At 74.7% G+C, this 26,970-nt stretch carries 23 protein-coding genes and 1 tRNA gene; 19 read left to right on the forward strand and 5 right to left on the reverse strand.

The window, feature by feature from the left end:
• The first annotated feature begins 65 nt into the window (after positions 1 to 65).
• From OSR43_RS01110 to OSR43_RS01155, 10 genes are all read left to right on the forward strand, one after another.
• Positions 66 to 929: a fumarylacetoacetate hydrolase family protein gene (locus OSR43_RS01110; protein ID WP_302269097.1), complete on the forward strand. Its 864-nt coding sequence runs from the start codon at positions 66 to 68 to the stop codon at positions 927 to 929.
• Positions 926 to 1,702, forward strand: a complete 777-nt coding sequence (locus OSR43_RS01115) for an SDR family NAD(P)-dependent oxidoreductase (protein ID WP_302269098.1) — start codon at positions 926 to 928, stop codon at positions 1,700 to 1,702. Before OSR43_RS01110 ends, OSR43_RS01115 begins: the two co-directional genes overlap by 4 nt.
• Positions 1,699 to 2,871 (forward strand): CaiB/BaiF CoA-transferase family protein, encoded by a 1,173-nt coding sequence (locus OSR43_RS01120; protein WP_302269099.1) that lies wholly within the window; start codon positions 1,699 to 1,701, stop codon positions 2,869 to 2,871. Before OSR43_RS01115 ends, OSR43_RS01120 begins: the two co-directional genes overlap by 4 nt.
• Positions 2,868 to 4,016: an extracellular solute-binding protein gene (locus OSR43_RS01125; RefSeq protein ID WP_302269100.1), complete on the forward strand. Its 1,149-nt coding sequence runs from the start codon at positions 2,868 to 2,870 to the stop codon at positions 4,014 to 4,016. The genes OSR43_RS01120 and OSR43_RS01125 overlap by 4 nt, the downstream gene beginning before the upstream one ends.
• Positions 4,013 to 4,465: a MaoC/PaaZ C-terminal domain-containing protein gene (locus OSR43_RS01130; protein ID WP_302269101.1), complete on the forward strand. Its 453-nt coding sequence runs from the start codon at positions 4,013 to 4,015 to the stop codon at positions 4,463 to 4,465. Before OSR43_RS01125 ends, OSR43_RS01130 begins: the two co-directional genes overlap by 4 nt.
• Positions 4,462 to 5,655, forward strand: a complete 1,194-nt coding sequence (locus OSR43_RS01135) for an ABC transporter substrate-binding protein (protein ID WP_302269102.1) — start codon at positions 4,462 to 4,464, stop codon at positions 5,653 to 5,655. Before OSR43_RS01130 ends, OSR43_RS01135 begins: the two co-directional genes overlap by 4 nt.
• Positions 5,652 to 6,653, forward strand: coding sequence for an aldo/keto reductase (locus OSR43_RS01140; protein ID WP_302269103.1), 1,002 nt, complete (start codon positions 5,652 to 5,654; stop codon positions 6,651 to 6,653). Before OSR43_RS01135 ends, OSR43_RS01140 begins: the two co-directional genes overlap by 4 nt.
• Positions 6,650 to 7,969, forward strand: a complete 1,320-nt coding sequence (locus OSR43_RS01145) for an L-fuconate dehydratase (RefSeq protein WP_302269104.1) — start codon at positions 6,650 to 6,652, stop codon at positions 7,967 to 7,969. Before OSR43_RS01140 ends, OSR43_RS01145 begins: the two co-directional genes overlap by 4 nt.
• 11 nt (positions 7,970 to 7,980) lie before the next feature.
• Positions 7,981 to 8,865, forward strand: a complete 885-nt coding sequence (locus tag OSR43_RS01150; protein WP_302269105.1) for an amidohydrolase — start codon at positions 7,981 to 7,983, stop codon at positions 8,863 to 8,865.
• 38 nt (positions 8,866 to 8,903) lie between these two features.
• Positions 8,904 to 8,993, forward strand: a tRNA-Ser gene (locus OSR43_RS01155).
• Between the two features lie 113 nt (positions 8,994 to 9,106).
• On the opposite strand, the gene OSR43_RS01160 is transcribed toward OSR43_RS01155, so the two are convergent.
• Positions 9,107 to 9,847 carry an alpha/beta fold hydrolase gene (locus tag OSR43_RS01160; protein ID WP_302269106.1) on the reverse strand — a complete coding sequence of 247 codons (741 nt, stop codon included), beginning with the start codon at positions 9,845 to 9,847 and terminating at the stop codon, positions 9,107 to 9,109.
• Positions 9,848 to 9,937: 90 nt separating this feature from the next.
• Between OSR43_RS01160 and OSR43_RS01165 the strand changes: the two genes are divergently transcribed.
• Positions 9,938 to 10,987: a YafY family protein gene (locus OSR43_RS01165; protein ID WP_302269107.1), complete on the forward strand. Its 1,050-nt coding sequence runs from the start codon at positions 9,938 to 9,940 to the stop codon at positions 10,985 to 10,987.
• On the opposite strand, the gene OSR43_RS01170 is transcribed toward OSR43_RS01165, so the two are convergent.
• Complete coding sequence (locus tag OSR43_RS01170; RefSeq protein WP_302269108.1) at positions 10,938 to 11,687, reverse strand: SDR family NAD(P)-dependent oxidoreductase; 750 nt, start codon at positions 11,685 to 11,687, stop codon at positions 10,938 to 10,940. The genes OSR43_RS01165 and OSR43_RS01170 overlap by 50 nt on opposite strands.
• Positions 11,688 to 11,819: 132 nt before the next feature.
• On the opposite strand from OSR43_RS01170, the gene OSR43_RS01175 reads away from it, so the two are divergent.
• From OSR43_RS01175 to OSR43_RS01195, 5 genes are all read left to right on the forward strand, one after another.
• Complete coding sequence (locus tag OSR43_RS01175) at positions 11,820 to 13,064, forward strand: calcium-binding protein (protein WP_302269109.1); 1,245 nt, start codon at positions 11,820 to 11,822, stop codon at positions 13,062 to 13,064.
• 27 nt (positions 13,065 to 13,091) lie between these two features.
• Complete coding sequence (locus tag OSR43_RS01180) at positions 13,092 to 13,739, forward strand: hypothetical protein (protein ID WP_302269110.1); 648 nt, start codon at positions 13,092 to 13,094, stop codon at positions 13,737 to 13,739.
• Positions 13,740 to 13,880: 141 nt separating this feature from the next.
• Positions 13,881 to 18,041: an Ig-like domain-containing protein gene (locus OSR43_RS01185; protein ID WP_302269112.1), complete on the forward strand. Its 4,161-nt coding sequence runs from the start codon at positions 13,881 to 13,883 to the stop codon at positions 18,039 to 18,041.
• Positions 18,042 to 18,178: 137 nt separating this feature from the next.
• On the forward strand, positions 18,179 to 20,545 hold the full coding sequence (locus OSR43_RS01190; protein WP_302269113.1) for an excinuclease ABC subunit UvrA: 2,367 nt from the start codon (positions 18,179 to 18,181) through the stop codon (positions 20,543 to 20,545).
• Between the two features lie 50 nt (positions 20,546 to 20,595).
• Positions 20,596 to 21,123, forward strand: coding sequence for a gamma carbonic anhydrase family protein (locus tag OSR43_RS01195; protein ID WP_302269114.1), 528 nt, complete (start codon positions 20,596 to 20,598; stop codon positions 21,121 to 21,123).
• 15 nt (positions 21,124 to 21,138) lie between these two features.
• Here the strand turns inward: OSR43_RS01195 and OSR43_RS01200 are convergent, their stop codons facing one another.
• Complete coding sequence (locus tag OSR43_RS01200) at positions 21,139 to 21,510, reverse strand: hypothetical protein (RefSeq protein ID WP_302269115.1); 372 nt, start codon at positions 21,508 to 21,510, stop codon at positions 21,139 to 21,141.
• Positions 21,511 to 21,642: 132 nt separating this feature from the next.
• Here OSR43_RS01200 and OSR43_RS01205 point away from each other — a divergent pair, with 132 nt between their 5' ends.
• The 3 genes from OSR43_RS01205 to OSR43_RS01215 all read left to right on the forward strand — a co-directional run bounded on the left by OSR43_RS01205 (position 21,643) and on the right by OSR43_RS01215 (position 24,424).
• Positions 21,643 to 22,527, forward strand: a complete 885-nt coding sequence (locus OSR43_RS01205) for a MoxR family ATPase (protein WP_302269116.1) — start codon at positions 21,643 to 21,645, stop codon at positions 22,525 to 22,527.
• Positions 22,524 to 23,924, forward strand: coding sequence for a VWA domain-containing protein (locus OSR43_RS01210; protein WP_302269117.1), 1,401 nt, complete (start codon positions 22,524 to 22,526; stop codon positions 23,922 to 23,924). Before OSR43_RS01205 ends, OSR43_RS01210 begins: the two co-directional genes overlap by 4 nt.
• 197 nt (positions 23,925 to 24,121) lie before the next feature.
• Entirely contained in the window at positions 24,122 to 24,424 is a 303-nt protein-coding gene (locus OSR43_RS01215) for an HU family DNA-binding protein (protein ID WP_302271759.1), read from the forward strand.
• A 199-nt stretch (positions 24,425 to 24,623) separates the two neighbouring features.
• Here OSR43_RS01215 and OSR43_RS01220 read toward each other — a convergent pair whose 3' ends face one another.
• Complete coding sequence (locus OSR43_RS01220) at positions 24,624 to 26,003, reverse strand: hypothetical protein (RefSeq protein ID WP_302269118.1); 1,380 nt, start codon at positions 26,001 to 26,003, stop codon at positions 24,624 to 24,626.
• Entirely contained in the window at positions 26,000 to 26,968 is a 969-nt protein-coding gene (locus OSR43_RS01225; protein WP_302269119.1) for a hypothetical protein, read from the reverse strand. Before OSR43_RS01225 ends, OSR43_RS01220 begins: the two co-directional genes overlap by 4 nt.
• Positions 26,969 to 26,970 lie beyond the last annotated feature (2 nt).

Genomic DNA, 26,970 nt, shown 5'->3' on the forward strand with positions numbered 1-26,970 from the left:
CGGCCCCGCATCCGCACCCGCACCCGCTCCTGCACCAGACACCGCCCCTCCGGAAGGAACCCCTGATGAGAATCGCCCGCCTCGGGCCCCGTGGCGCCGAGACCCCGACCGTGGTCGTCGACGGCACCCACCTCGACCTCCGTCCCGTCCTCGGCGGCGGTGACGTCGACCGCGCCTTCCTCGCCGGCGGCGGGCTGGCGCGGATCGCCGAGGCGGTCGCCGCAGGCACCCTCGAGGAGCTCCCGGGCGCCGCGGACCTGCGCACCGGCGCACCGGTCGCGCGGCCCGGCAAGGTCGTGTGCATCGGCCTGAACTACCGCGACCACGCCGAGGAGACCGGCGCCGCGATCCCCGAGGAGCCGGTCGTCTTCATGAAGGACCCCTCCACCGTCGTCGGTCCCCACGACACCGTCCTCGTCCCGATCGGGTCCACCAAGACCGACTGGGAGGTCGAGCTCGGCGTCGTCATCGGCGCCCGGGCGCGCTACCTGGCCTCGCCCGACGACGCGCTCGCGCACGTCGCGGGGTACGTCGTCTCCCACGACGTCTCCGAGCGAGAGTTCCAGCTCGAGCGCGGCGGCCAGTGGGACAAGGGCAAGAGCTGCGAGACCTTCAACCCGCTCGGCCCGGTGCTCGTCACCGCCGACGAGGTCCCCGACCCGCAGGCGCTCCGGCTCTCCCTGGCCGTCAACGGCACCAAGCGGCAGGACGGCACCACGGCCGACATGGTCTTCGGCGTCGCGCACGTCATCTGGTACCTCAGCCAGTTCATGGTCCTCGAGCCCGGCGACGTCATCAACACCGGCACGCCGGCGGGCGTGGCGCTCGGCATCGAGGGCCAGCCGTTCCTGCGGGCCGGCGACGTGGTCGAGCTCGAGATCGAGGGGCTCGGCACGCAGCGCCAGGCCTTCGAGCAGGCGACCCGATGAGTGCGGACCCGACCCGGGAGTACGACGGGCTCGTCGCCGCCGTCACGGGTGGCGGCGCGGGGATCGGCCTGGCCGTCGTCGAGGAGCTCGCCGCCCGCGGGGCCCGCGTGGCGGCGCTCGACCTGGACACCTCCGAGGTGCCCGCGGGCGTCCTCGGCGTCACCTGCGACGTCACCGACCGCTCCTCGGTCGAGGCGGCCGTCGCCACGGTCGCCGAGCGCCTCGGCGGCCTCGACGTGCTGGTCAACAATGCCGGCATCAGCGCGGTGGGCACCGTGGAGGACCTCTCCGACGACGACTGGCACCGCGTCCTCGACGTCAACGTCGTGGGCGTCGCCCGGGTCTCGGCCGCGGCGCTGCCGCACCTGCGCCGCTCGGCGCACGCCGCGGTCGTCAACATGTGCTCGATCGGTGCCCTCAACGGGCTGCCGCAGCGGGCGCTCTACAACGCCTCCAAGGGAGCGGTGCTCTCGCTCACCTACGCCATGGCGACCGACCACGTGCACGACGGGATCCGCGTCAACTGCGTCTCGCCCGGCACGGTGCACACCGGCTTCGTCGACCGCATGCTGCAGCGCTTCCCCGACCCGGCCAAGGAGAAGGCGGCGCTCGACGCCCGCCAGGCGACCGGCCGGATGGTCACCCCCGAGGAGGTGGCCACCGCGGTGGCGTACCTCGCGAGCCCCCGGTCGGGCTCGACCACCGGCTCGGCGCTCGAGGTCGACGGCGGCGTGACCCACCTGCGGGCCCGACCCGTGCAGGTGACCTCGTGACCGGCGCGGAGGACGCCCTCGAGCTGCCGCTCGCGGGGATCACGGTCCTCGACTTCAGCCAGTTCCTCGCCGGCCCGGTGGCCGCGCTGCGCCTCGGGGACCTCGGCGCGCGGGTGATCAAGGTCGAGCGCCCCCAGGGCGGCGACCTGGGCCGCACGCTCGCCTTCGGCGGCCTGATGGCCGGTGACTCCTCGATGTCCTTCCACGCGATGAACCGTGGCAAGGAGAGCCTCGCCGCCGACCTCAAGGACCCTGCCGACCTCGCCCTGGTGCGCGACCTCGTCCGCGAGGCCGACGTGGTCATCCAGAACTTCCGCCCGGGCGTCATGGAGCGGATCGGCCTGGACTACGACTCCGTCCGCGAGCTCAACCCCACCGTCGTCTACGGCTCGGTGAGCGGGTACGGCGACAGCGGCCCGTTCAAGGACCGGCCCGGCCAGGACCTGCTCGCCCAGTCGATCGCCGGCCTGCCCTGGCTCAACGGCTCGGCCGACGACCCGCCGGTGCCTGTGGGGCTCGCGGTGGCCGACCACCTCGCCAGCTGCCACCTGGCCCAGGGCATCACCGCCCTGCTCGTGCGCCGCTTCCGCACCGGCCGCGGCGGCCACGCCCAGACCAGCCTGTTCGAGGCGCTGCTGGACCTCCAGTTCGAGCTGCTCACCACGCGGCTCAACGACCCCACGGTGGCCGTGCAGCGCAAGGGCCCCCGCTCGGCACACGCGTTCCTCTCCGCGCCGTACGGCATCTACCCCACCAGCGACGGCTTCCTCGCGATCGCGATGAACCCGGTGCCGACGATCGGCCGGCTGCTCGGCGTCCAGGAGCTGGTCTCGATGACCGACCCCTCGGCGTGGTGGGAGCGGCAGGGCGAGATCGAGGAGCTGATCAGCGCCCACCTGCGGACCGGCACGCGCGAGGAGTGGCTCGCCGTGCTCGACGCCGAGGACGTCTGGTGCGCCCCGGTGCTGACCCTGGAGGAGCTCGTCGAGCACGACGGGTTCCGCGCGATCGCGATGACCCAGGAGCTCACCCGTGAGGGGCTCAGCCTCACCACGACCCGCAGCCCGATCCGCATCGACGGCCGGCTCCTGACCGACCCCCGGCCGGCCCCGCGCCTGGGCGAGCACGACGCGGTCCTCCGCCCCACGAGCGTCGCGGAGCCGGCATGACCACGCTGCGCGGCATCACCTGGGAGCACCCCCGCGGCTACGACTGCCAGGTCGCCGCGGCGAAGGAGCACGCCCGGCTCACCGGCGTCGAGGTCCAGTGGGACCTCCGCTCCCTGCAGGCGTTCGCCGACGAGCCGCTGGCCGACCTGACGGCCCGCTACGACCTGCTCGTCATCGACCACCCCCACGTGCCGCTCGCCGCGGCCGAGGGGCTGCTCGCGCCGCTCGACGGCGCCGGCCACGACGACCGGCTGGCCGCGCTCGCCGCGGACGCGGTCGGCGCCAGCCACGCGTCGTACGCCCACGGCGGGCGGCAGTACGGCCTGGCGACGGACTCCGCGGCCCAGGTGGCGGTGCAACGGCCCGACCTGCTGCCGACCGCCCCGACCGGGTGGGAGGAGGTCCTCGAGCTGGCGGAGGAGGGCCGGGTGCTCTGGCCGGCCAAGCCGATCGACGCCTGGTCGACCCTGGCCACCCTCGCCGCCAACCGGGGCACGCCCGTGGCCGCGCGGCCGGGGGAGTTCCTCTCGGCCGAGGAGGCGGCGCCGGTCCTCGACCTGATGCACCGGCTCGCCGAGCGCGTCCCGGAGTGGTGCCTGGCGGCCAACCCGATCGAGGTCGCCGAGGCGCTGGCGGGCGACCGCACCGCCGGCGAGGGCCGCTGGGCCTACGTCCCGCTGGCCTACGGCTACACGAACTACTCCCGGCCGGGGTTCCGCACCCACCGCCTCAAGTACGTCGACATCCCGGCCGGCCCGCGCGGCGTGGCCGGCTCCCAGCTCGGCGGCGCCGGCGTGGCCGTCTCGTCGCGCGCCGGCGACCTCGACGCGGCCCGGGCCTACGCGCTGTGGGTCGCCTCGCCGGAGGTGCAGTCCGGCGTCTACTACGACGCCGGCGGCCAGCCCGGCTACGCGTCGTCGTGGGACGACGACCGGCTCAACGAGGACTCGTGGGACTTCTTCCGCGGCACGCGGCAGACCCTCGAGCAGGCCTGGGTCCGACCCCGGACGGCGGGCTACATCGAGTTCCAGGACACCGTCTCGCCGTGGGTCACCGCGACCCTGCGCGGCGAGCTGACCGACGAGGACCTGCTGCGGCGCGCCGGCGAGCTGGCGGCGCGCGTGCTGGTCGAGGAGGACGCGTGAGGACCGAGGACCGCTGGTTCGAGGACTACGAGATCGGCGAGCACCGCACGTCGGTCGGCCGGACCATCACCGAGGCCGACGTGGTGCTCCACGCCGGCCAGACGGGGGACTTCTTCCCCCACCACATGGACGCCGAGTGGATGAAGACGCAGCCGGCCGGCCAGCGCATCGCCCACGGCACGCTGATCATGTCGGTGGCCGTCGGCATGACCGCGGGCGACATCAACCCGCAGTCGATGTCCTACGGCTACGACAAGATCCGCTTCGTCAAGCCGGTCTTCATCGGCGACACGATCACGGTGCGCGCCGAGATCACCGAGAAGTCCGACCACAAGCGGATGGCCGACACCCACGGCTACGTCCACGAGCTGGTGACGGTGACCAACCAGCGCGACGAGACCGTGCTGGTGCTCACCCACCTCTACCTCACCAACAAGAGGGGCGGATGACCGAGCCGCGCCCCGCTCGGCCCCTGCGGCTGCTCGGGAGGGACTTCGCCGGCTTCCGCAGGGCGGTCGCCGCGCACGCCGCGGCGGGGCCCGTCGAGGTCGAGGCGACCTGGCTCGGGCTGCCCGAGCTGCAGGCCGCCGTGCTCGGCCCCGACGCCCCGGACGCCGACCTGCTCGTCGTGCCCGCCGACTGGCTGCCCGCGCTCGCCGCGGCCGGCCGCGTGCGGTCGGTGGCGGCGTACGTCGCCACCGACCCGCCGGAGGGCTGGCCGGACGCGTGGTCCCCGTCGTTCCACGAGGGCGTCACCTGGGCCGGGGAGGTCCACGGCCTGCCCTTCCACGACGGGCCGCAGCTGCTCTTCACCCGTCCCTCGCTGCTGGCGCGCGCCGGCCTCGACGCGCCCCGCACCTGGAGCGAGCTGGTCGAGGTCGCCGGGGCCCTGCACGGCCCCGGCCGCGCCGGCACCGTGCTGGCCGGTGCCCCCGACGGGCACAACAACGTCTACGACCTCGTCCTGCACCTGTGGCGCTGCGGCGGGGACCTCCTCGACGGCGACCGGGTCACCGTGGACAGCGCACCCGTGCGCGAGGCGCTCGCGTTCCTCCGGCGGGTGGCGACCACGCTCGTCCCGGCGCACGCCCACGACCTCGACAGCAACGGCAGCGGCGAGGAGTTCGCCGCCGGCGGTGTGGGCGTGGTCGTCAACTGGGCGGGGTACGCCGCCCTCGCGGCGGCGGGGCCGGTCGCCGACGACCACGCCTGCGCGGTCGCGCCGACCCACGACGACGGCACCCCCACGACCACCGTCAACGCCTTCTGGGTCGCCTGCGTGACCACCGCCTGCGCCGAGCCGGACCGCGCGTGGGCCCACCTGCGCCACGCCGCCTCGGCCGCGATGGACCTCGCCACCACGCAGGCCGGGGCGTCGGGGGCGCGGCGGAGCACGTGGGGCCACCCCGACGTCCTCGCCGCCCAGCCCGAGCACGCGCTCTTCGAGGCCGCCCACGCCTCCTCGCGGCCGCTGCCCCGGATCGCCGCCCTCCCGGCGGTCGTCGACGTGCTGAACGAGCTCGTGGACGCCGTGGTCTGGCGCGGCGAGCCGGTCGACCCGGCCCTCGGCACCGCGCAGCGCGCGGTCGAGGCCCTGGTCGGTGCCCCTCGGCACGACGACCTCGAGGCCGTCCGGTGAGCGCCGCGACCGGCAGCCTGCCGACCCGCACCGTCCGCGGCCTGGAGCTCACCGAGCTCGGGCTCGGCGGCGCCCAGCTCGGGAACCTCTACCGCGAGGTCAGCGACGGCGAGGTCGCCGCCGGCTTCGCCGCCGCCTGGGGCGCCGGTGTGCGGTACTTCGACACCGCGCCGCACTACGGGCTCGGCCTGTCCGAGCGCCGCCTGGGCGAGCTGCTGCGCCGGCACCCGCGCGAGGACTACGTGCTCTCCACCAAGGTCGGTCGCCTCCTCGTGCCCGACCCGGACGGCGCCGGCCGCCAGGACGACCAGGGCTTCGCCGTGCCCGCCTCCACCCGGCGCGTGTGGGACTTCAGCCGCGACGGCGTCCGCCGATCGGTCGAGGACAGCCTGGAGCGGCTGGGGCTGGACCGGATCGACGTGGTCTACCTCCACGACGCCGAGGACCACTGGGCGCAGGCGGTCACCGAGGGGCTGCCGGCGCTGCTGGAGCTGCGCGAGGAGGGCCTGGTCCGGGGCGTCGGGGCGGGGATGAACCTCGCCGGGCCGCTCACCGAGCTGGTCCGCGAGCACGACGTCGACCTGGTGATGTGCGCCGGGCGGTACACCCTGCTCGAGCAGGCCGACGAGCTGCTCGAGGCGGCGCTCGAGCGCGGCGTCGGCGTGGTGGCGGCCGGGGTCTACAACTCCGGGCTGCTCGCCCGCCCGCGTCCCGGCCCCGACCCGACGTACGACTACGCACCCGCACCGCCCGCGCTCGTCGACCGGGTGAACGCGCTCGCGGACCTCTGCGAGGCCCACGGGGTGACCCTCCCCGAGGCCGCCGTCCACTTCCCGCTGCGCCACCCCGCGGTCGTCTCCGTGGTGGTCGGCGCGGCGGGCCCGGACCAGGTCGGCGACGCCGTCGACCGGTACCGACGCACGATCCCGGAGGACCTCTGGGACGCCCTTCCGACCACGGCACCGCCGTTCCACGCCCCCACCCAGGAGCCCACATGACCCGCATCACCGCCGTCGACGTCACCGACGTCCGCTTCCCGACCTCCCTGTCCATGGACGGCTCGGACGCGATGAACAAGGACGGGGACTACTCGGCGACGTACGTCGTGGTGCGCACCGACGACCCGGACGTCGCCGGCTACGGCTTCACCTTCACCATCGGCCGGGGCAACGACATCTGCACGCTCGCCGCGCAGCGGCGTGGCGAGCCGCTCGTCGGCCGGGTCGTCGAGGACGTCGTCGCCGACCTCGGTGGCGTCTACCGCGAGCTGGCGTCGGACTCCCAGCTGCGCTGGCTGGGCCCGGACAAGGGCGTCGAGCACCTGGCGATGGCGGCGGTCATGAACGCCGTGTGGGACCTCGCGGCGCGCGTCGCGGGCAAGCCGCTGTGGCGGCTGCTGGTCGACATGACGCCCGAGGAGCTGGTCGACGCGACCGACCTGACCTACCTCAGCGACGCGCTGACCCGCGAGGAGGCGATCGCGATGCTCGCCGAGACGGTGCCCACCCGGGCCGAGCGGGTCGCCGACCTCGAGCGGACCGGCTACCCCTGCTACACGACCTCCGCGGGCTGGCTCGGCTACTCCGACGACAAGCTGCGCCGGCTGGCCGCCGAGGCGGTCGAGCAGGGCTACCGGCACATCAAGCTCAAGGTCGGCGCCGACCTCGAGGACGACATCCGCCGCTGCTCGATCGCCCGCGAGGTGATCGGCTGGGACGCCCACCTGATGATCGACGCCAACCAGGTCTGGGACGTCCCGGAGGCGATCGAGTGGGTCAAGGCGCTCGCCGAGTTCAAGCCGCTGTGGATCGAGGAGCCGACCAGCCCCGACGACATCCTCGGGCACGCGGCGGTGCGCAGGGCGGTGGCGCCGATCGGCGTCGCGACCGGCGAGCACGGCATGAACCGGGTGCTGTTCAAGCAGATGTTCCAGGCCGAGGCGATCGACTTCTGCCAGCTGGACTCGGCCCGCCTGGCCAGCGTCAACGAGATCGTGGCGGTCTACCTGATGGCCAAGAAGTTCGGCGTCCCGGTCTGCCCGCACGCCGGCGGCGTGGGCCTGTGCGAGCTCGTCCAGCACCTCTCGGTCTTCGACTACGTCGCGGTCTCCGGGACCACGGAGAACCGGGTCACCGAGTTCGTCGACCACCTGCACGAGCACTTCACCGACCCCTGCATCGTCGAGGACGGCGCCTACCGGCTGCCCTCGCAGCCCGGCTACAGCGCGCAGATGCACGCCTCGTCGGTCGCCGAGTACGCCTACCCCGACGGCGCCTACTGGACCACCCGGCACCCGCGTCCCGCCGCCGTCTGAGGAGACCCGCCGTGATCATCGACGCCCACCAGCACGTCTGGGACCTCGACCGGTCGCCGTACCCCTGGCTCGGACCGCACGTCCCGCAGTGGAACCGCACCTTCACCTTCGAGGAGGTCGCCCCCCACCTGCGCCGCAACGGGGTGGGGGCGACGGTCCTGGTGCAGTCCGACGACCACGACGGCGACACCGACCTGATGCTCGAGGTCGCCGACGCCCACCCCGAGGTCGTCGGCGTCGTCGTCCACGTCCCGCTCGACCGGCCCGACCGGGCCGCCCGGCGGCTGGAGGAGCTGCGCGGCGACGACCGGGTCGTCGGCGTGCGCAACCTCATCCACGACCTGCCCGACCCCGACTGGATCCTGCGGCCCGAGGTCGACGAGGGCCTCGGGGTCCTGGAGGCGGCCGGCGTCACCTTCGACTACGTCGCGGTGCTGCCGCGCCACCTCGAGCACGTGCCAACCCTGGTCGAGCGCCACCCCGACCTCCGGCTCGTGGTCGACCACCTCGCCAAGCCGCCGGTCGGCGACCCGGTGGGGGAGCCGTGGGCCTCGCTCATGGCGGCCGCGGCGCAGGGCCCGAACGTCCACGCGAAGGTCTCGGGGCTCTACCCCGGCTCCGACATGGGCTCCTGGACCCCGGACGGCGTCCGCCCCTACGTCGAGCGGGCCGTCGAGCTCTTCGGCGCCTCGCGGCTGATGTACGGCGGGGACTGGCCGATCTCGGTGGCGGCCGGTGGCTACGACCGGGTCTTCGCCGGTCTCGCCGAGGTCCTCGCCGAGCTGCCGGAGGGTGATCGGGAGCAGGTGTGGTCCGGCACGGCACGGCGGTCCTACCGACTCTCGGAGGACCGGCTCGCTGCCGCGGCCGCGGCCTCGGCGACGACCGGCGGTTGATTTCACGGCCGCGTGCGCCCTCCGGTATGTTCTCCCGCGGTGGCGTGTCCGAGCGGCCTAAGGAGAACGCCTCGAAAGCGTTTGTGGGTGCAAGCCCACCGAGGGTTCAAATCCCTCCGCCACCGCCAGGGGCTGGACACCTAGGTCTCCAGCCGCGGACACGAAAGTGTCAGGAACGCCGGGACCGGGCTCCGCGAGGGGCTCGGGACCGGCGTTCGTCGTTCCGGCCGGACGCGAGCGCCTAGCGGCTGGCCGACTCCAGTGCCCGGGCGAGCTCCACCGGTCGGCTCACCATCGGCCAGTGCCACGTCGGCAGCTCGACGTACGTCCAGTCGCCGTCGACCATGTGTGCGAACACCGGCGCGTGGGGCGCCATCTGCCGCACCTGCTCGAGGGTGAAGGTGCACAGCACGCCCGTCCGCGGCAGGCGCTCCCAGGCGCCGGCGAGCTCGACCTGCTGGGTGGCGGTGCGCCAGGGCTGCGGCTGCGAGGCGTCGGCCAGCGCCGCCACGGCATCGTCGCCGACGTCGGGCACCTCGGCGGCGAGCACGGCCCAGGCCGGCGGCGCCAGCTTCCAGCCCTCGCCGTGCGTCCTGACCAGGTCCTCGTTGGCCGCCCGCGCGTCGGGTCCCTCGAAGTCGGCCTGCGCCATGCCGTCCGGCAGGGGGCCGGAGTCGACGTAGACCAGCCGGCCCACGCGCTCGGGCGCGCGGTCCGCCGCACCGGTCGTCACGAGCGCGCCGTAGCTGTGGCCGACGAGCACGACGTCGTGGAGGTCGTGCTGCTCGAGCAGGTGCACGACCTCGTCGACGTGGGTCGTCAGGTCGGTCTCCGGCGAGGCGAGGGACGCGCGCTCGCCCATGCCGGAGAGGTCGACGGCGTGCACGACGTGGCCGTGCTCGCCCAACTGGTCGGCGACGGGGCGCCAGACCGAGGCGCCGAGCCAGAAGCCGGGGACGAGGACGTAGGTGCTGGGGTTCATGTCGCCGACGCTAGAGTGGTTTGTGGACACTTTCCGCCCGGTATGCCGGACCCGCAACGCGGCCGTCTCCAGGCGACTGCGAGGAGCGCCGTGACCCGCCCCACCGCACGCGTGCTGGCGATGCTGGAGCTGCTCCAGGCAGGCGGGCAGCGCACCGTCGGCGATCTCGCGGAGCGGCTCGGGGTCGACGAGCGGACCGTCCGGCGCTACGCCGAGCACCTCGCCGACCTCGGGATCCCGGTCCAGGCCCAGCGGGGCAGGTACGGCGGCTACCGGCTCTCACCGGGCTACAAGCTGCCGCCGCTGATGCTCACCGACGACGAGGCCGTCGCGGTCGTCCTGGGCCTGCGGGCCGCGGAACGCACGGGGCTCGCCACCACCGACCACGCCGCGACGGCGAGCGCGCTGGCCAAGGTGTCACGTGTGCTGCCGCGGGCCCTCGGCCAGCGGCTCGACGACCTGCTGTCCACCGCGCACTTCACGACCCCGGCGCGCGCCAGCGTTCCCGCCGGCGCCGACACGCTGCTCGACCTCGCCGGAGCAGCGCAGGCGCGGCGCACCGTCGTGATCGCCTACACCGCCTGGGACGGGCAGGAGTCGCAGCGTGAGGTCGACGTCTACGGCCTGGTCTTCCACTCCGGCCGCTGGTACGCCACCGGGCACGACCACGGCCGCGACGACGTGCGGACCTTCCGCCTGGACCGCATCGCGTCGGTCAGGCAGGGCGACGGCTCCTACGTCGTGCCCGCCGACTTCGACGCGACGACGCAGGTCGTGTCCGGCATCGCTGCGGTGGGGTGGGCCCACGAGGTCGCCGTCGTGCTGCGGACCACCCTCGCGGAGGCGGGCGAGCGACTGCCCCCGAGCGTGGGACGGCTGGACGAGCACCCCGACGGCGTGCTCCTCCGGGCCCGCGTCGAGCACCTCGACGGCATGGCCCGCATGTTGGCCGGGCTCGGCTGGGACTTCGAGGTGATCAGCCCCGGCGCCCTGCGCGACGAGGTCGTGGCCGTGTCCGACCGCCTCCGGGCCAGCGCGGGGAGGGGCGTCGCCCGCACGCCCGGTCCGGCCGGGTCCGGCGGACCAGCGGTCAGCGGAGCATCACGCCGCCGCCGTCCACCATCAGCGTCTGACCGGTGATGTAGGAGGCGTCGTCGCTGGCCAGGAAGACCGCGGCGCGGCCGATGTCGGCCTCGGGGTCGCCCAGCCGGCCCAGCGGCGCGCCGCGCAGCAGCGCGGCCTCGCGCTCGGGGTGCTCGGCGAGGAACCGGTCGACGCCCTCGGTGCGGGCCAGCGGTGAGATCACGTTGACGTTGATGTCGTCCTCGGCCCACTCGTGGGCGGCCACGCGGCTCATCGCCCGCACGGCCTCCTTCGCCGCGGCGTACGACAGCTGCGTGGGGTGGCCGACGAGCCCGGCGCCGGAGGCGAAGTTGATCACCGAGCCGCGCGTGGCGCGCAGGTCGGGGTAGCAGGCCCGCATCAGCCAGAACGCCGGGTAGAACCCGGTGTCGAAGGAGAGCGCGAACATCTCCATCGTCGTCTCCACGAACGGCGCCTGGCGGCTGGCGTGGGCGTTGTTGACCAGCACGTGCACCGAGCCCCACGCCGCGAGCGCGGCGTCCCGGACGACCTCCGCGCTGGCCTCCTGGGAGATGTCGACCGCCAGGAACCGGACGGCGTCGCCGAGCTCCGCGGCCAGCTGCTCGCCGCGCTCCTCGTCCACGTCGACGGCCATCACCCGGGCGCCCTCGGCGACGAACGCGCGGACGATCCCGCGGCCGATGCCGTTGGCGCCGCCGGTGACGATGGCGGTCCTGTCCTGCAGCCGGTCGGCCATGCGCGCTCCTGGGGGCTCGGGTGCCCGGACGCTAGGTCCGGTCCGCGGCGGCCGCAGCCGGCGTCCCGGTGAGCGGGCGCGGGGCCCGGAGGCCGCGCGAACCGGAGCGGCCGGGCGTGCGTCGTACCCGACATGCGCACCCCGACCACGCTCCTCCCCGTCCTGTCCCTCCTCGCCGCCGCCGTCGCGGGCGGCCTCACGACCATCCCGGCCGACGCCGCCGCGCCACCCCCGACGTGCCTGGGTCAGCGGGCGACCGTGGTCGGCACGCCCGGCGCCGACACGATGACCGGGACGCCGGGTCCCGACGTCGTCGTCGCGCTCGGCGGGGACGACGTCGTCGACGGGCGGGGCGGGGACGACCTCGTCTGCGGCGGCCCGGGGGCCGACGTCCTGCACGGCGGGGCCGGGGACGACCGGCTGGCCGGCGGCGAGGACCGGGTGACGCCCGACCGGGGGCAGGACGTCTTCGGCGACCGGCTCGCCGGCGGGCCGGGCGACGACTGGCTCGATGCCGGCCCGCGCGGCACCGGCAACGTCGTCCAGCCCGACACCGTGACCTGGGAGGACGCGGCCGCCGGGGTCGCCATCGACCTCTCGGGCGCGCAGGGCACCGCGACCGGTGAGGGGACCGACACCATCGTCCTGGGCGCCGGCCTGCGGGTCGAGGCGTCGGCGCACGACGACGTCGTCGTCGGCGGTCCCCGGACCGACCGGATCCGGGCCGGGGCGGGCGACGACTCCGTCAGCACCGGCGACGGGTCCGACCACGTCGTGCTGGACCCGCCGGGCGGCGACCCGTCGGGCGACGACCGCCTCGACCTCGGCCCCGGTGGCGGGCTGTCGTACCAGAGCGCGCGCAGCAACGGCGGCCGCGACGCGGTCGTGACCGCGGGCGGCGCTTCCGAGTACGTCTTCGTCCGCGGGCGGCAGCCGGTCACGGTCGCGGTCGGCGACGGCGGCGACACCGTGGAGCTGCGCGCCGACGTCCGCGGCGCACGGGTCGACCTCGGCGCCGGCGACGACGCGGTCCGCCTCCGCGGCGGCCGCGGGCAGCACGCCCGGACGGCCACGGTGGACGCCCGGGCGGGCACGCTCGCCGCTGCCGGGGTGGCCGGCACCAGCACGCTCACGGGCGTCGAGTCCTGGGCGCTGGCGTACGGCGCCGCGTGGACGTTCCTCGGCTCGGACGCGCGCGACCTGCTCGACCTCACCCTCAGCGACGGGGCCACGACCGTCCGCCTCCGCGGCGGCGACGACCGCGTGATCGCCGGCCCGCACGCCGACGACCTCGCGGGCGGCCAGGGGCGTGACCGGGTGCTCCGGGGTGGCGCGGACGACAGCTGCCGCGGGTTCGCGGTCGGCGGCTGCGGCTGAGCGGGCCCGATGCGGCAGGCTGGGACCGTGACGGAGGAGCAGCGGGCGGCGACCGGCGAGGAGCTCGCGACCTGGATCGAGTCCCTGGGACTCGAGGGCCACCTGACCGAGGCCGGCCTGCCGACGTTCCGTCGCGACGGGGAGGGCGGGCTCGCCCGCTGGATCGACCCCGGCACCGGCGGCGACCTGACGGCCGAGCAGCTGCAGGACGTCGAGCAGCTGCTCCGCAGCGAGGGGACCGAGCCGGAGCACGCCGTACCCGTGTCGCTCCTGGTGCTCCGCCGCCACGCGCGGCTGCGGGTCGAGCTGCTCGCGACCCCCTGGTTCGACTACGCGTCGCTGGCGCAGGTGCGCGGCACGTCGCTCGAGGCGACCCGGTTCGCGGTGCACAAGGCGGCCTCGACGCACCGGCTGCTCGTGGTGCCCGTCGAGGAGCGCAGCGTGGTGCCGGCCTTCCAGCTCACCGCGGCCGGCGAGCTGCGCCCCGACCTCGCGCCCGTCCTCGAGCCCCTGCTCGCCGCCCGGATGGACCCCTGGCGGGTGTGGGCCTGGCTGACCCAGCCCGCCGCCCTGCTCGGCGGCCTCGTGCCCGAGCAGGCCGCCGCCGACCCCGAGGACGGCGACCTCGTGCTGCACGCCGCAGTCCGCCTCGCGGAGCGCGTCACCGCCGACTGACCCGGGGTCGGTCACCCGCCGAAACATGTCCGACCAGGAGCGTCATCCCCGTTAACACCGGCGACCCGATCCGGTGACGCCCCCTCCCTAGCGTCCTCGCGACGTGCCGATCCACGGCCGTCGGAGACGACAGGAGAAGTCGTGCAGGTCGCCACCTCCACGCGCTGGCGCACGTGGGCACTGGTCCCGCTCCTCACGGGGCTGGCCCTCGCCGGCACCACCACGGTGCCGGCAGCAGCAGCAGAAGAACCCCCGCCCGCGACGACCGCCGAGGCGCTCGTGCTGCCCGACCCCATGGACCGCGGCGACTACACCCCGCGCGTGGTCCAGGAGGCCAAGCTCGGCACCGTCGCCCTGCAGGAGCCCAGCTCCGCGGGCGGCGAGCCCACGCCCCAGACCGTCGCGGCGCCCGAGGAGCTCGAGATCCGCGGCCAGCTCCACCATCCCGACTTCACCCAGCGCACCGAGCAGTCGCCGGTCATCGTGCTGGTCCACGGCAACCACGGCTCGTGCGACGCCGGCTCCGACACCCGGACCGCCACCTGCACGACGTACAAGCGCAACGAGGCCGGCTACGCCTACCTCGGCGAGAACCTCGCGACCTGGGGCTACACCGTCTTCTCGGTCTCCCAGGACCAGCTGATGCTGCGCCAGGACAACCCCAAGGGCAAGGGCATGCACCAGCGCCGCCTGCTCATCTCGGCCACGTTGGACGCCCTCGCCGCCGCCGACGAGGGGACGCTCGTCGACGGCCCGCACGTCACGATCGGGGACACGCTGACCGGCCACCTCGACATGACGCGGATCGGCCTGATGGGCCACTCGCGCGGCGGTGACGCGGTCACCAACTTCCTCGACCACAACCGCACCCGCACCGACGGTCCGCGCTACCCGCTCCGCGGCGTGATCTCGCTCGCGCAGACCGACTACGAGCGCAAGGTGCCCTACGGCGTGCCGTACCTGTCGATCCTGCCGTTCTGCGACGGCGACGTGTCGAACCTGCAGGGCGCCCGCACCTTCGAGCGCGGCCAGTACCTCGGGTCCTCGGACCTGTTCCCGCGCATCCAGTCCTCCCAGCTCGGCGCGATCCACAACTGGTACAACACCGTCTGGTACGCCGACGGCGGCGCCGACGGCCAGTCCAACAACGACGCCGCCTGCGGCAACTCGGCGCCGTTCTCCAGCACCAACGTCCACCCGCACAACCTGCGGCTCAGCGGCGCGGCCAACTACGGCGACCCGGACAAGAACTACGTCATCGACAACTCCGACACCTACAACCCCGAGGTCAACACCAAGATCTCCGGTGACCCGGAGCGGATGGGCGACCAGGAGAAGATCGGCCTCGCGACGATGGCCGCGTTCTTCCGCCGGTACGTCGGCGGCGAGGGCGCGTTCGAGCCGTACATGACCGGCGAGCTCTCCGACACTCCCTCGCACCGCCAGATCCCGGACTCGGCCTGCCCGACGAGCGTCTCCGGGACGCGGATCGACTGCGCGGAGTACGTCTCCACCAGCTACTTCCCCTCGGCCGCCGAGCGGGTCGACGTGATCCGCCCGGAGATCGAGAACCCGCTGGGCCTGAACGCGCTCGGCGGCAGCCTCAGCGGCGCCGGGTTCGCCAACCCCTACCTGACCGACGGCGGGGTGACCCCGAAGCCGGCGACGACGCCGGGCGGCTACGACTGGTGCAACCCCGAGCCCGACGACTTCGCCCCCGGCCAGCTCGGCAAGACCACGCAGCCGACCGCCGCCAAGGCGTGCCCGCTGCCGGCGAAGGCCGCCCTCGGCGGCCAGAACGGCACCCGGGAGAACTCGCCGATCAACCACTCCTACGGTCGCCAGCTGGCGCTGGCCTGGGAGAAGGACCAGCAGGCCGTCCTCACCGCCGACATCCCGGCGGCCGACGCCGACGTCAGCGGCCTCGAGGCGCTGGCCCTGGGCACCGACGTCAACTTCTTCGACCAGCGCAACCCGGGTGCCGACGCCCGCGGGGACGGCACCCGCACCGGGACGACCCCGAGCTTCAGCTGGCCGAACGAGGGGCCGACGTCCTACGACCCGGAGAGCACCACGCAGGACTTCGTGATCGCGCTGACCGACAGCGAGGGCCACGAGGGCACGGTGCACGCCGGCGACGAGCGGTGGGGCAACGCCCTGCACATGTCGACCGGCACCAACACGCCCAACACCCACGTCGTGCTGGACCAGGTCCGCGTGCCGCTCGACGAGTTCGCGGCGCAGGGTGTGGACCTGACCTCGCTCGACACGCTCGAGCTGCGCTTCGGCGCCGAGGGCACGCCCGCCTCGGGCTCGATCCAGCTGGCGGACGTGCGCTTCCAGGAGCGCGTCGACGCCCCGCTCGTCCTCTCCGACGGCACCGCGGTCGACCAGGGCGCCGGCTCCGGGCCCGTCACCTCGGGCCCGGACCCCGCGGCCGTGCTCGCGGCGTACGACAACAGCCCCGGCAAGGTGCGGCTGGCCGACACCGTGGCCGACCCGTTCGCCGACACGACCTGGGTGGTCGACGACGACCGGGCGCAGTGCCCGGCGGCCGGCTTCACCTCGATCCAGGAGGCCGTCGACTCCGCCTCCCCGTGGGACACGATCGTCGTCTGCGAGGGCGTCTACCAGGAGTCCTCCACGCCGGTCGACGGGCCGGGCAACCCGGTTGCCGCCGGCGCCACGAACGGCCTCACCATCACCAAGCCGCTCAAGATCAAGGGCGCGGGTGCCGACAAGGTCACCATCCAGCCCCGCCCGTCCGTGGCGTCCCTCGCGGGCGCCACGCCGTACCTGCGCGACGGCGGCGGCAACGTCGTCACCGTCTCGCGCCAGTCACTCGGCTCGACCGACAGCAGCGAGATGTTCGTCGACATCTCCGGGGTCACCGTCACCTCCGGCCAGACCTGGGCCGAGGCGGGGATCGCCTACTTCGGCGCCGCGGGACGCGTGTCCCAGAGCGTGGTCGGCCCGCTGAGGGTCGCCGCGGACAGCGCTGAGCTGGCGTCCCACCCGCACGGCTGGGGGATCGTCAAGACCGGTGTCATCGAGGGCGCCGGACCGGGCACGGTCGAGACCGAGCTGACCGTCAGCGACAGCGTGGTCACCGGCTACCAGAGCGGCGGCGTCCTCATCGACGGCGCCAAGGGCGTGGACGGTGCGCCGAAGAACACCAGGCGGACCGGCATCGAGCAGCACGGCTACGTGACCGGCACGGTGGTCCAGGGCTCGCGCAGCGAGGTCTTCGCGCAGACCGGTGTCGCGTTCACCAGCGGCGCCGACGGGTTCGTGCGGTCGAGCCGGGTGACCGGGAACGACTCCGCGGGCGACCCGTCCACGTCGTACGGCATCCTGCTGGCCGACGCGCGCACCGAGGCCGAGGGCGCCCTGACCGGCACCGGGAACGTCCTCACCGGCAACGGGTGGGCGGTCTGGAACGCGACCGCCGACCGGGCGACGGTCCGCACCGACGCGCCGTTCGTGCTCACCGGGAGCGTGGTCGGCGAGGACGAGGTCTCCGGCTCGGGCTCGGTGACGGTCGAGTCGCCCGCGACGACGGCCCCGGCCGACGTCCCGAGCACGTACGGCGCGGTCGTCGACGACGCCCCCTCCGTGGCGCTGGTGGACCCCGTCGGCGGTGACCCGGTCGCCGCAGGGGAGCCGGTCGCCGCGCTCGTCCGGGCCGACGACGACGTCGCGGTGCGCTCGGCCGCGCTGCTCGTCGACGGGAAGCAGGTCGGCACCTCCGCGCGGGCGCCGCACTACCTCACCTGGACCCCGGACGCGTCGTACGCCGGTCAGGCGGTGACCCTGACGGCGGTGGCCACCGACTCCTCCGGCCACGAGACCACCTCGGAGCCGGTCACGGTCCGGGTCGCCGGCGACACCGTGCCCGGCCCGCCGGTCCCGGGGACGCCGGGCCCCACGGACCCGACCACCCCGACCGACCCCACCGACCCGACGGACCCGGGTGAGGAGCCGACCCCGGTCGACCCGCCCGTGACCGTGCCGCCGACCGTCTCCGTCGGCGTCACCGGCCGGAACACGGCCCGGGGGACCGTCGTCGTCGGTGCCACGCTGTCCGCGCCGGGCACGGTCCGACTGAAGGGGGACCGCGTGGTCGCGGTCGGGAGGACCGTCACCCGGGCGGGCACGGTGCGGCTGACCGTGCGGGTCAAGCCGGCCTTCAAGAAGCTGCTCGTCAAGCGGGGCAGGTTGAAGGTCTCCTTCACCGTGACGGTGCGGACCGCCGCGGGCAGCACGTCCGTCGTGCGGACGGTGACGCTCCGCAGGAAGTAGCACGGCGCTCACGACCGACGGGCCCCCGGTGCACCGCACCGGGGGTCCGTCGCATCCCGGCGGCCGGCCCGCTCGGCCCCCTGACGGCCGTCGGTCCACTCGGGCATGCTGGCCCCGCAACCGGAGGACGGAGACCCATGAGCGACCAGCCCGCGAGCCACCCCGCCGACACCCACGACCTCATCCGCGTGCGCGGCGCTCGGGTCAACAACCTGCGCGACGTGAGCGTCGAGCTGCCCAAGCGCCGGCTCACGGTCTTCACCGGCGTCTCGGGGTCGGGGAAGAGCTCGCTGGTGTTCGGCACGATCGCCGCGGAGTCCCAGCGGCTGATCAACGAGACCTACAGCGCGTTCGTGCAGGGGTTCATGCCGACCCTGGCGCGCCCGGAGGTCGACGTCCTCGACGGGCTCACCACGGCGATCATCGTCGACCAGGAGCGCCTCGGCGCCAACCCGCGCTCGACGGTCGGCACGGTGACCGACGCCAACGCGATGCTGCGAATCCTCTTCAGCCGGTTGGGCGACCCGCAGATCGGCCCGCCCAACGCGTACTCCTTCAACGTCCCCTCGGTCCGCGCGAGCGGGGCGATCACGGTCGAGCGCGGCGGCCGGACGAAGGCGGAGAAGGCGACGTTCAACCGCCTCGGGGGCATGTGCCCGCGGTGCGAGGGCCGCGGCGCGGTCTCCGACATCTCGCTGCCGGCGCTGTACGACGAGACGAAGTCGCTCAACGAGGGCGCGGTGACGATCCCCGGCTACAGCATGGACGGCTGGCAGGGGCGCATCTTCCGCGGCTGCGGCTTCTTCGACCCCGACAAGCCGATCCGGGACTTCTCCGAGCGCGAGCTCGACGACCTCCTCCACAAGGGGGCGACCAAGATCAAGGTCGACGGGATCAACCTGACCTACCTCGGCCTGGTCCCCTCGATCCAGAAGTCCTTCCTGTCCAAGGACGTGGAGGCGATGCAGCCGCACGTGCGCGCCTTCGTCGAGCGGGCGGTCACCTTCGCCACGTGCCCGGACTGCGAGGGCACCCGCCTCGCGCCGGAGGCGCGGTCCTCGAGGATCCAGGGGCTCAACATCGCCGACGCCTGCGCGATGCAGATCAGCGACCTTGCCACCTGGGTGCGCGACCTCGACGAGCCGTCGGTGGCGCCCCTCCTCAAGGCCCTGGGCCACACGCTGGACTCCTTCGCCGCGATCGGCCTGGGCTACGTCTCCCTCGACCGTCCCTCCGGGACGCTCTCGGGCGGCGAGGCGCAGCGCGTGAAGATGATCCGGCACCTCGGGTCCTCCCTCACCGACGTCACCTACGTCTTCGACGAGCCGACCATCGGCCTGCACCCGCACGACATCCAGCGGATGAACGAGCTGCTGCTCCAGCTGCGCGACAAGGGCAACACCGTCCTGGTCGTCGAGCACAAGCCGGAGACGATGGCGATCGCCGACCACGTCGTCGACCTCGGCCCCCGGGCGGGCAGCGAGGGTGGCGAGATCGTCTACGAGGGCACCCTCGAGGGCCTGCGCGCGAGCGGCACGCTCACCGGCCGGCACCTCGACGACCGGGCGGCGCTCAAGGACGCGGTGCGCACGCCGAGCGGCGTGCTGGAGGTGCGCGGCGCGAGCACCCACAACCTGCGCGACGTCGACGTGGACGTGCCGCTGGGTGTCCTGGTCGTCGTCACCGGGGTGGCCGGCTCCGGCAAGAGCTCCCTGGTGCACGGGTCGGTCGTCGGACGCGAGGGGGTGGTCGCGATCGACCAGACCGGCATCAAGGGCTCGCGGCGCAGCAACCCGGCGACGTACACCGGGCTGCTGGAGCCGATCCGCAAGGCCTTCGCCAAGGCCAACGGCGTCAAGCCCGCGCTGTTCAGCGCCAACTCCGAGGGTGCGTGCCCCACGTGCAACGGCGCCGGCGTCGTCTTCACCGACCTCGCCACCATGGCCGGCGTGGCGACCACCTGCGAGGACTGCGGGGGCAAGCGCTTCCAGGCCGCGGTCCTCGAGCACCGGCTCGGCGGTCGCGACATCAGCGAGGTGCTGGGGATGTCGGTGACGGAGGCCGAGGCGTTCTTCGCCGGCGAGGCCAAGGTGCCCGCGGCGCACAAGGTCCTCAGCCGCCTGGCCGACGTCGGCCTGGGCTACCTCACCCTCGGCCAGCCCCTCACCACGCTCTCCGGCGGCGAGCGGCAGCGGCTCAAGCTCGCGGCGCAGATGGCCGACACCGGCGACGTCTACGTCCTCGACGAGCCGACGACGGGCCTCCACCTCGCCGACGTCGAGCAGCTGCTCGGCCTGCTCGACCGGCTCGTCGACTCGGGGAGGTCGGTCATCGTCATCGAGCACCACCAGGCGGTGATGGCGCACGCCGACTGGATCATCGACCTCGGTCCCGGCGCCGGCCACGACGGTGGCCTCGTCGTCTTCGAGGGCACCCCGGAGGACCTGGTCGCGGACGGCTCGACGCTCACCGGGCAGCACCTGGCGGCGTACGTCGGGGCGTAGCGGGCGGGCCCGGCTCCGACGGCCCGGCGGCGGGGTGTGGAATGACGCCCGTGAACCTCTTCGAGTTCGAGGGCAAGCGCCCGACCGTGCACCCGGACGCCTGGATCGCCCCGACCGCGACCCTGGTCGGCGACGTGACCGTCGAGGCCGGCGCGAGCGTCTGGTACGGCGCGGTGCTCCGCGGGGACGTGTGCCGCATCGTCGTCCGCGAGGGCAGCAACATCCAGGACAACAGCGTCCTGCACGCCGGGCCGGACCAGGTGCTGACCGTCGGGCCGAACGCGACGGTCGGGCACGGCTGCGTCGTCCACTGCGCCGAGGTCGGCGAGCAGGCGCTCGTCGGCAACGGCTCGACCTTGCTGGACGGCGCGACGGTCGGCGCGGGCACGCTCGTCGCCGCCGGCTCGGTCGTCACCCCGGGCACCGAGATCCCCGCCGGCGTCGTCGCGACCGGCACCCCGTGCAAGGCCGTCAAGCCGATCGAGGGCACGTCCTCGCAGTTCTGGGTCGACACCAACGCGGTCTACTACGCCGACCTCGCGACGCGGCACCGCGCCACGGCGCACCCGGCCTCCTGACCCGACCCGGAGGGGTCAGGGCCGGCCGAGGCAGACGGCGACGAGCAGCCCGGGACGGCGGCCGGTGAAGACCTCCCAGCCGCGGTCGAAGGACACGACGCGGAGCCGGCCGTGCCCGGTCCGCACGAGCGCGGAGGTGGGCTGGACGCCCGGGGCGAAGCCGCGGGTCGAGCACCGGTGGTCGGAGATCGCGCGCTGCACGACCGGGGAGGAGGCGTCCACGGTGAACGCCGGAGGCCGGGCGTCGGGGGCGCCGACGGTCCCGGAGGCGGCCAGGCCGGCGGTGACCGTCAGCGCGAGCACCGAGGCGAGGACGGCGGCCCTGACCGCCAGGAGCACCGCGGAGAGCCGCGCCCGCAGGGGGCGCCGCCTGGTGGTGGGTCGCATCGCGGCTCCCGCTGCCGGTGGGTGGGTACGCCGGGTCAACGAGGTCCGCGGGGACCGGTCACGTCGCGGCGGGCGACGTGAGCCAGATCTCTGGACCGGTCGCGTGCGGGGACGATGGGTGAGGATGGGCGCATGACGACGGCCGACTGGTTCTCCTCGCCCGACGACGCCACCGAGCGGCTCGGGGCGACCGGCTACCTCGCCGACCCGGCGACCGCCACCACGGCGTACCTCGCCGGCGCCCTGGAGAAGCCGCTGCTGGTCGAGGGGCCGGCGGGCGTCGGGAAGACCGAGCTGGCCAAGGCGGTCGCGCGCGCGACCGGCGCCGACCTCGTCCGGCTGCAGTGCTACGAGGGCCTCGACGAGGCCCGGGCGCTGTACGAGTGGAACTACCGGAAGCAGCTGCTCCGCATCCAGGCGACGCAGGCCGGCCCCGGCGACGCGACCTCGTGGGACGAGACCCACGACGACATCTTCACCGACGAGTTCCTGCTGACCCGCCCGCTGCTGACGGCGATCCGCCGCGAGGAGCCGACGGTGCTGCTCATCGACGAGGTCGACAAGACCGACGTCGAGGTGGAGGGCCTGCTGCTGGAGGTCCTCTCGGACTTCCAGGTCACGATCCCCGAGCTGGGCACGGTGAGCGCCGTGCGCCGCCCGTTCGTCGTGCTCACCTCGAACGCCACCCGCGAGCTGTCCGAGGCGGTCAAGCGCCGCTGCCTCTACCTGCACCTGGACTACCCCGACGCCGAGCGGGAGCGGGAGATCGTCTCCAGCCAGGTGCCCGACCTCGACGAGCGGGTGGCGGGCCAGCTGGTCGCGACGGTCGCCCGCCTGCGCGAGCTGGAGCTGAAGAAGGCGCCGTCGATCGCGGAGTCCGTCGACTGGGCCCGGACGCTGATCGCGCTGGAGATCGGCGACCTCGACGACAAGGCCGTCGCCGACACGCTCGGTGTCGTGCTCAAGCACGCCTCCGACCACGACCGTGCCGTCCGCGAGCTCCGGCTCCGGAAGTGACCGGTGAGCCGCCGGTGAGCGGCAGCGGGCTGCTCGAGCGGCACATCGCGTTCCTCGAGGCGCTGCGGTCCGCGGGCCTGCCGGTGTCGCTGGCCGAGGACCTCGACGCGATCGCGGCGCTCTCGGCGCTGGAGTGGGGCAGCCGCGCGACCGTCCAGGCGGCGTACGCCGCGACGCTGGTCAAGCGGCAGTCGCAGCGGCCGACCTTCGACGCGCTCTTCGACCTCTGGTTCCCCCGGATGGTCGGCTCCGGTGCGGCCGCCGAGCGCTCCGACGAGGCGGGCGAGGAGTTCTCGGTCCGCGACGGCGCGGACGCGCTGCGCGACTTCCGCGGCGCGCTGCTCGAGGCGCTGGCCGCGGACGACCAGCAGGCGCTGGCCGCCCTCGCCGCCGAGATGGTCGCGCGGTTCGGCGCCATGCCGGGCCGTGGACCGGGGCTCTCCAGCTGGTCGGCCTACACCGCCCTGCAGCGGGTCTCCCCGGGCGAGCTGGTCGACAAGCTGGTCGCCGGGCTGCTCGCGGACGGCCGCACCGAGGAGGAGGCCGAGCGGACGGCCGGGCGGCGCGTCGACGCCTTCACCGCGCTGGTCGAGGGCGACGCCCGCCGGCGGATCGCCGAGGAGAAGGGGCCAGAGCACGTCGCGAACGTCGCCCTGCGGCCGAGCATCGACCGGCTCGACTTCCTCGCCGCCCGCCGCACCGACCTGGAGCAGATGCGCCGGGAGATCTACCCGCTCGCCCGTCGCCTCGCGGCCCGGCTCACCAAGGAGCACCACGCACAGCGGCGCGGACCGCTCGACTTCCGACGCACCGTCCGGGCCTCGATGTCCACCGGCGGCGTGCCCCTGACCACCCACCACCGGCCCAAGCGCCCGCACCGCACCGAGCTCGTCGTGCTCTGCGACGTCAGCGGCTCGGTGGCCAACTTCGCCCAGTTCACGCTCCTGCTGGTCTTCGCGCTGCGCGACCAGTTCCAGAAGGTCCGGGCCTTCACCTTCATCGACCACCTGCACGAGGTGACCGACCACTTCCGGCCGGGCGCCGACATCGTCGACGTAATGGCCGACCTCGCGGCGAGCACGTCGCACGCGGCGCTGTGGGGGCGGACGAACTACGGCCGGGCGATCACGAAGCTCGCCGAGGACCACGCCGACGCGCTCGGCCCGAAGTCCTCGCTGCTCGTCCTCGGCGACGCCCGGTCGAACTACTCCGACCTGGCGCTGGACACCCTCGGCGAGCTCGTCAGCGGCATCCGCCACGCGTGGTGGCTCAACCCCGAGCACCGGCGGCACTGGGACAACGGCGACTCCGCCGCGTCGCGCTACGGGGCGGTCGTGCCGATGGTCGAGTGCCGCAACCTGACCCAGCTCGGCGAGTTCGTCCACGACATCCTGTGACCTCCAGACGTCCCCGGGAGGGGCCGCCGACGGGGCCTGGCGCGGGATTTACCCGCCGTTCCCGGCCCTGCGGATGTCGCGCTGCGCCGCGGTGCGACTAGCCTGCGGACAGCCGGACGCGCCTGCGGCACCACGCGCAGGACGCCGGACGTGCCGCCGGCCCTTCGCCGGGCCGGCACGGCACGACCCCAGCAGACCTGACAACGAACAGGAGCTCCACCATGAACAAGGGACAGCTGCGCGACGCCGTCGCCGAGCAGACCGGCCTCGGCAACAAGGAGGCCGAGCAGGCCCTCGACGCCGTCATCGACAGCATCGTCAAGGCCGTCGCCTCCGGCGACAAGGTCAGCATCAGCGGCTTCGGCACCTTCGAGTCGCGCGAGCGCTCGGCGCGCCAGGGCCGCAACCCGCAGACCGGCGAGACCATCGAGATCGCCGCGACGACCGCGCCCGCCTTCAAGGCCGCGTCCGCCTTCAAGCAGGCCGTCTCCGGCAGCTGACCAGCCGCCACGCACGACGGTCGAGGGCCGGGCTCCAGTCGGAGCCCGGCCCTCGCGCCATTTCCTGCGGCGCCGGGTGGGGTCGGCGGCGCGGGAGCTTCGTCGGCTGGCCGCTGAAGCTCCCGGTCGGACGCTGAAGCTTCATCGGCCCAGCGACAGCTTCAGCGGCCAGCCGCTGAAGTCTGCGGGCGCGGAACCCCTACCCCGCCAGGTAGCCCAACGAGGTGAGCCGGTCGAGCTCGGAGCGGACCGCCGGGTGGTCGGCGCGGTCCGCGGCCCGGCCGCCGGCGACGTACGCGCTCTCCCGCGAGCCGTCGACCGCACCGGCCTCGAAGACCACCGTCAGCCGGTTGGGCGCCTCGAGGTTGAGCAGCGAGCCCAGCAGCGCGACCGGGTCGGCCCGGTCCTCCAGGGCCAGCACGCGGGTCGGCTCGGGGACGCGGGAGACCTGCGCGGCAGGAGCGCCCGCGGTGACGACCTGCTCGATGGTGAACCGGTCGGAGCGGACCGCGGCGGCGACCTCGGCCGCGGTGACGCCGCCCTGCGCGGAGCCGACCAGCATGACCCGTGCATCGGGGTCGCCCTCGACCGCCGCCTCGACCGCGCGGACCACCCGCGCGGCGTACGGCGTCGCGTCGCCGCTGACCAGGCGCAGCCGGCCCCCGCCGCCGGAGGGGCCCGGGAGGTAGGCGATGTAGCGGCCGGCGCCGACCTGCTCGACCGCCACCGACGCGGTGACGGCGCCGAGGCTGCTCATCAGCCCCTCGAGGCCGCGCGGCGCGCCCGCCGCGCCGTCCGCGCTCCCGCCGGCGGGCCGGCCACCCGGCACGGCCTCCTCCGGGGCGTCGGTCACCGCACCTGCTGCGACGTCGCGCAGCGCCGAGGCGAAGTCCGGGCGCAGCTCGTCCGCGCCGACCGCCGGGAGGCCGCCGCGGGCCGCCGCCCGGCCGGTCTCCCCGGCGAGCAGCCCGACGGTCAGCAGCGAGCGCATCCGGAGCCCGTCGAGCAGCCCGCCGCGGCCCGAGACGTGCTCGAGCAGCTCGGGGTGGTCCTGCGCGAGCTCGGAGAGGTACGCCGCGACGCCGTCGCGGTCCAGCGCGTCGGTCTCGATCAGGCCCGCGCTCACCACCGGTCCACCCAGCGCGACCTCGGGTGCGAGGTAGCCGATCGCGCGGCCGGCGATGGCGCCCAGCGTGCGTGAGGCCTCGGCCGCCAGCTCGTCGATCCAGCGGTACGTCGCCACGGTGGCCCGCACCACCATCGCGTCGGCGTCCAGCTCGGCGGACCGCGCGAGCAGGCCGTGCTTCTCGCCGGTCGCGGCGAGCACGTCGCGCTCGACCTCGGCCCACGTCGGGCGGGCGACCTCGGCGGAGTCGGCGACCGCGGGGTCCCCGAGGACCTGCGCGCCGAGCCCGGCGCGCGCGCGGGCCTCCTCGCCGGCGGCGTCGAAGAGGTCGGCGAGGCGGGTCATCCGGTCGTACTTGTCGGCCAGGTCGGCGGCCTCCACCGCGTCCTGCGGGACGGTCGGCTGCTCCGGCTCGGGCCCGGTCGGCTCGGCGAGGGGCACGGACTCCGTCATCGGGTCACCTCCGCGAGCACCGGCGCGAGCAGCGGACCGAGGTCCGCGGGCTCCACGCGGCGCACCTCGACCCGGGCCTCGTCGCCGACCCGGTCCCGGTAGGTCCGCAGCGCGTGCCACCCGTCGCCGAGCAGCACCCAGGAGAGGACGCCCACGACGGTCGTCTGCTCGCCCGAGGTGTCGGCGACCAGTGCGCGGAGCCGGCCCTGCACCTCGCCGCTGAGGCCGGCGAGGACGTCGAGCACCTCCGTGGCGTCGTACGTCGTGCCGTCGCCGCCGCGGACCGTCGCGCCCTCCTGGGCGGCGAGCACCGCGAGCAGGTCGGGCCGGGAGGACCGCACCGCCTCGGCGGCCGCGTCCGCGAGCTCGTAGGGGAGGTCGACGTGCGCGGGGACGCCGGACCCGGTGGCGCGGTGGTCCTCGGGGAGCACGGCCACCCGCGCCAGCTCGGCCGGCCAGTGGTCGGCGGCGAACCACGCCAGCTCGAAGACGACGCCGTCCACCGTGGCGAGGGTCGCGACCGCGCCTCCGGCCATCCGGTGCCAGGCGCGGGCGCGGACCCCGTCGCCACCGGTCCCGACGGCCACGTCGAGGTCGAGGGCCAGGTCGGGGACCGCGAGGAGGCCGATCGCCCCGGCGAGCCCCTCCTCGAGGGCGCCGTCCACGAGCAGGCCGCGGCGGGCCAGCGACGTGGCGGGCGGGTGCAGCGCGTCCATGACGGTCCGCCGGGCCTCCGCCTCGGCGGAGCCGCGGGAGCGTCCGAGCCGGGACTCCAGGCCGCCGGCCGGGCCGTCGGCCGGGGCGTCCGGCTCGACGGCGTCGAAGGGCAGGGGGGCGCCGCCGGCGTGGTCGGCCGCGCAGCGCAGCTCGGGCAGCGTGAGCGCCACCCGGCGGGGCAGCGCGTCGAGCAGCCCCGAGGTGGGCGCAGGGCCCGCGGGGGGCGTGCTGAGGTCGACGAGGGTCACGG

Origin of the sequence: Nocardioides sp. Arc9.136 (genome assembly GCF_030506255.1) — a bacterium.
Lineage (GTDB): Bacteria > Actinomycetota > Actinomycetes > Propionibacteriales > Nocardioidaceae > Nocardioides.